This is a genomic window from Oleiphilus sp. HI0117 (genome assembly GCF_001635235.1).
This window is the reverse complement of the sequence record NZ_LWGA01000923.1, coordinates 1-4,144: the sequence shown is the minus strand read 5'-3', so window position 1 is coordinate 4,144 and position 4,144 is coordinate 1. Positions and strand designations below refer to the sequence as shown.

The following is a 4,144-nucleotide window of genomic DNA, read 5'->3' as shown; positions in this document are numbered from 1 at the left end:
TTAGAGAGCTCTTCACCACCAATTTCTTGAAGTGGAAAATCCTCAAGCGTTGATTTTTGCCTGGTTGAGAAAAAGTATTCAAGATCCTCGTCTTCATCCCAATCCTCATCTGGTGATTCAGAGAGGCTGATTGAAGGTATAAGGAAACATAAAAGCATAAAATGAAAATATTTTTTAGGCATGGCTCTCTCCTTGATCTAAGCAGATATATTATCGTTTTTACAAAAGCTGTCTAGGTACTAGTGATCATTATCAAGGTAATCGATATTGACGACTACATAGCTGACCACGCCATCAGGTGTATTGAGTTCAACTTCGTCATCTATTTGCTTTTTAAGTAACAAGCGCCCCAGTGGTGAGTCGATGCTCAAATAACCAATTGAAAGGTCAAATTCATCTGGGCCGACTAAGCGAAAACGAGACTCTTCTCCTTCGTCATTTTCGAGGGTGACCCAGGCACCGAAAAATACCCTTGTTAAATCGTCAGGCTTACGGTCAACCACTACCATGTCATCAAGGCGCTTTCTAAGGAAGCGAACACGACTATCTATTTCCCTAAGCTGCTTTTTTCCATAAATATACTCGGCATTTTCAGAACGGTCACCTTGTGCAGCAGCTTCAGAAACTGCTTGGGTGACTTGAGGACGCTTTGTTTTCCATAAATAATTTAGCTCATCCTTTAGCTTCTTTTCGCCTTCAGGTGTAATGTATTTTGATCCAGGCTTTTGCGGTGGTCTGTAACGTCCCATTTAGTATTCACATCTTTTGTCGTATAAAACTAGGTTGAAGTACCTAAACTATCTAAGTACCCTTAGCGCCAAGAACTAGAAGAGTAGGTGTAGTAAGGTCCTGCTTTTCAGAAGGTATATTTAATAAAAGCATATTGGAGAAGACAATGAAAGCACAGAAAAAATTGAATGAACTTGCTGAAAGTGCTTTATCACAAATTGATGCATTAGGTTATAACCTAGATGCTATGGGTGTTGAAAACCAGATTAACCGTCATAATTTGATTGCTTTTTTGATGTTTGGACAAAAGCGTTTGGAAGGTGAAATGGATAGCCTTAACGCAAAAGTAGATGTTAGCAAAGCAAAAGTTGAAAGCATTGTAGATAACACTGAGAAGCTTTTTATTAGTGCTAAGAACCTGGCTGTATTTCCGGCTAAATATACGATTGATCGTGTTAGAGCGCAGTTCTAATTAAGTTCTTTATCTTTACTGCCTGATAGAAGCTTAGTACTTCGTGGGAAAACCAGCTCCACTTTTAGGCCTGGGTCATTATCATTTAAGATAACTTTACTGTGGTGGATATCCATCACAGCGAGTACCAGGCTTAAACCTAAACCATTACCTGGCAAAGACCTGCTCTTGGCAACGCGATAAAAGCGTTGGAATACTTTCTCCCTTTCCTCTTCTGGAATTCCAATTCCTGAGTCAGCAACTGATAGATATATATCTTTCTGAGTGCTGTGGAGTGATACATCTATACAGCCACTCTCCGGCGTGTATTTTATTGCGTTATCGATCAGGTTACACAAGGTCTGAAACAGAAGGTCTCGATCACCGTTCAGGTTAACGTTTTCTTCTATCGAAATCGCAAGTTTCTGGTTCTTATCTTCGGCAAGTGCTTCATATAGCTCGGCAGCATCTTGTACCAGTTCACTTAGATTGAAAGGTTGGAAATTTGAAGACTTACTACCCACCTCAAGGCGAGCAATACGTAATAGGGCATTGAAGGTAGCGAGTAGTTGGTCAGCTTCCGCGACTGCATTGGCGACCTGTTGTCTGTCTTGGTCGCGCTCTACACTGATCAGTGTATTTTCTAACTGGTTTCTTAGACGAGTCAGAGGGGTTCGCAGGTCGTGAGCAATATTGTCTGAAATATGACGAATGCCTTCCATTAATTGAACGATTCGGTCGAGCATTTCATTTAGATTACGTGCGAGTTGGTCAAAATCGTCATTGGTGCCACGGTCCGGGATACGAATAGAAAGATTCCCTTGCATAATCCGCTGGCTGGTTTGGTTAATTAGCTCAACCCTTTTTGCTGTACTACGGCTCATCATAATGCCGCCAAGCATCGCCAGAGCGAAGGTAATTCCCATGCCAAAGTTTATCGCACGTTCGACGAGTTGCTTAACGGCCATAAATTCATTTACATCGCGGCCAACAAGCAGCCTTAGTCCACCAGGCACGATGAATACACGGGCACGAGCAGGCCGGGATTCTTCACCTGGCCACCCTAGATTCTCGCCAAGGGTGAAGTTTAGCCAGCCCTCCTGTACTTCTCCATCTTCAGGCCACTTACTTATATTACCGGCGAGCTTAATAAAGTCTCTGGCGGTAAATAAGTAAATAGCCTTGCCATTTGGGTCTCGCGCGACACGCTCCCGGATAACGCTGATTAAACCGTTGAGCCCTTGCCTTTGGTATTGCTCAGCAAGGCCTATAATTTCAGCCTCAATAGTTTCGTCGGTTTGGCTCGACATGTAGCCGGCAGTAGCCCAATAAATAAAACCCATCAGGATAAAGACAGATGTGGCGAACAGTACCATGTACATGATCGCCAATTGAAAGGTAGAGGTCCGAAGAAGACTAAGAATCTTCACTAAGAATGTATCCCGCGCCTCGAACTGTTTGTAGTAGTTGTTTCGGGAAGTCCTTATCGATCTTTGATCGTAAGCGGCTGATATGGACGTCGATCACATTGGTTTGTGGATCAAAATGATAATCCCAAACCTGCTCCAATAGCATAGTACGAGTCACCACTTGGCCTGCATGTTTCATCAGGTACTCTAGCAAGCGAAATTCGCGAGGTTGGAGGTCGATCTTTTCGCTACCGCGTTTGACAGAGCGGGCTAGCAAATCCATTTCAAGGTCGGCAACTTGCAGGTGAGTCACTTTCTCGGAGCCACTGGTTGCCCCGCGTCTGACTAATACTTCCAGGCGAGCAAGTAACTCAGTGTAGGAGAAAGGCTTGGTCAGATAATCGTCACCACCACCGCGTAAACCTTCAACACGATCATCTACGTCGCCTAGTGCACTAAGGATCAGTACAGGTGTTTGGTTACCGGTTGCGCGGATCGTTTTAATAATGGATAGACCATCCATTCCAGGCAACATGCGGTCGATAATCATAACATCATAGCTTTCACTGGCTGCCATTAATAAACCTTCTTTACCGTCGGCAGAATGATCTACAACGTTATCGTTTTCCTTGAGGCCATTGACTAAATAAGCCGCTACATCTTTATCATCTTCAATTACGAGTACGCGCATCTTAACCTCTGCTTGCTTGGGCTCTGAATTTCTTAATTCGCTCATAAGCGTCTTTTATTTCCCGAGTTTTTTCGGTGGCTATTTTCATCATTTCTTCTGGCAAGCCTTTCGAAACAAGTTTATCCGGGTGATGTTGACTAATCAGTCTACGATAGGCTTTCTTTAGTTCAGCATCACTGCAATTGCTCTGTACGCCTAGAGTTTCATAGGCAGCACTGATCATTTGTTCTTCGCTAACATGGCCTGACGTATCGTGCTCAAAGCCGGTAAACCGGTGCTGAGCTGTCATCATTGCCAGTAGTTGTTCAAAATTTCGTTTCTGGAAACCAAGGTGTTCGGCTACTTCAAGAAGCAGCTGGTGTTCATTTGGGTGTAATTCTCCGTCGGCAAGCGCGGTGGTTAGCTGTATCTCCATAAACATTCTAAGGAGATTGGTACGACGGCCGCAGACTCTCTTTAAGTCATCCATGGCAGCGATATAATCAAAATCTTCTTGCTTGCCTTGATTGAATAAATTGATTGCTGCTTTACGTTGCTCGTCCGTCAACTGCATCTTGCTCATGGTGTCTTGAGCAACTTGAATTTCGACTTGAGATACATGGCCGTCTGATTTTGCCAAACGCCCCATTATCGAAAATGTGGCAGCAAAAAAAGCCGCTTGTATTTCTTCCTGATTGCCACCAGAAAAGTTTTCGATATTGGCCATACCTTTATCGAAGCTATGACCAATAGCCGCGCCTAACAAAGCGCCTAAGGGGCCACCGCCAAATGCGAAGCCCAAGGCTCCACCGATTAATTTTCCCCACCAGTTCATTGTCTAAATCTATACCTTGCGTTAAAGCGCTATCTGCCTTTTGCAGTGAA

The 4,144-nt window shown here is 43.8% G+C and carries 6 protein-coding genes; 1 reads left to right on the top strand and 5 read right to left on the bottom strand.

What is annotated here, in order from left to right; genetic code table 11:
* On the bottom strand, positions 1-182 hold a 182-nt coding region (locus A3757_RS16530), incomplete at its 3' end, for a hypothetical protein (RefSeq protein ID WP_156506368.1).
* Positions 183-239: 57 nt separating this feature from the next.
* Positions 240-749 carry a transcription elongation factor GreB gene (greB, locus tag A3757_RS16525; RefSeq protein ID WP_068506562.1) on the bottom strand — a complete coding sequence of 170 codons (510 nt, stop codon included), beginning with the start codon at positions 747-749 and terminating at the stop codon, positions 240-242.
* Between the two features lie 146 nt (positions 750-895).
* Between greB and A3757_RS16520 the strand changes: the two genes are divergently transcribed.
* On the top strand, positions 896-1,201 hold the full coding sequence (locus A3757_RS16520) for a hypothetical protein (protein WP_068506565.1): 306 nt from the start codon (positions 896-898) through the stop codon (positions 1,199-1,201).
* Here A3757_RS16520 and A3757_RS16515 read toward each other — a convergent pair.
* From A3757_RS16515 to djlA, 3 genes are read right to left on the bottom strand one after another with little or no spacing between them, the layout of a single operon-like run.
* Positions 1,198-2,610: a HAMP domain-containing sensor histidine kinase gene (locus A3757_RS16515; protein ID WP_068506566.1), complete on the bottom strand. Its 1,413-nt coding sequence runs from the start codon at positions 2,608-2,610 to the stop codon at positions 1,198-1,200. The genes A3757_RS16520 and A3757_RS16515 overlap by 4 nt on opposite strands.
* The gene (locus tag A3757_RS16510; protein ID WP_304438941.1) at positions 2,597-3,325 is read right to left on the bottom strand and encodes a response regulator transcription factor; all 729 of its coding nucleotides are present in this window, start codon (positions 3,323-3,325) and stop codon (positions 2,597-2,599) included. Before A3757_RS16510 ends, A3757_RS16515 begins: the two co-directional genes overlap by 14 nt.
* Positions 3,282-4,094 carry a co-chaperone DjlA gene (gene djlA / locus A3757_RS16505; protein WP_068554994.1) on the bottom strand — a complete coding sequence of 271 codons (813 nt, stop codon included), beginning with the start codon at positions 4,092-4,094 and terminating at the stop codon, positions 3,282-3,284. The genes A3757_RS16510 and djlA overlap by 44 nt, the downstream gene beginning before the upstream one ends.
* Positions 4,095-4,144: the final 50 nt, after the last annotated feature.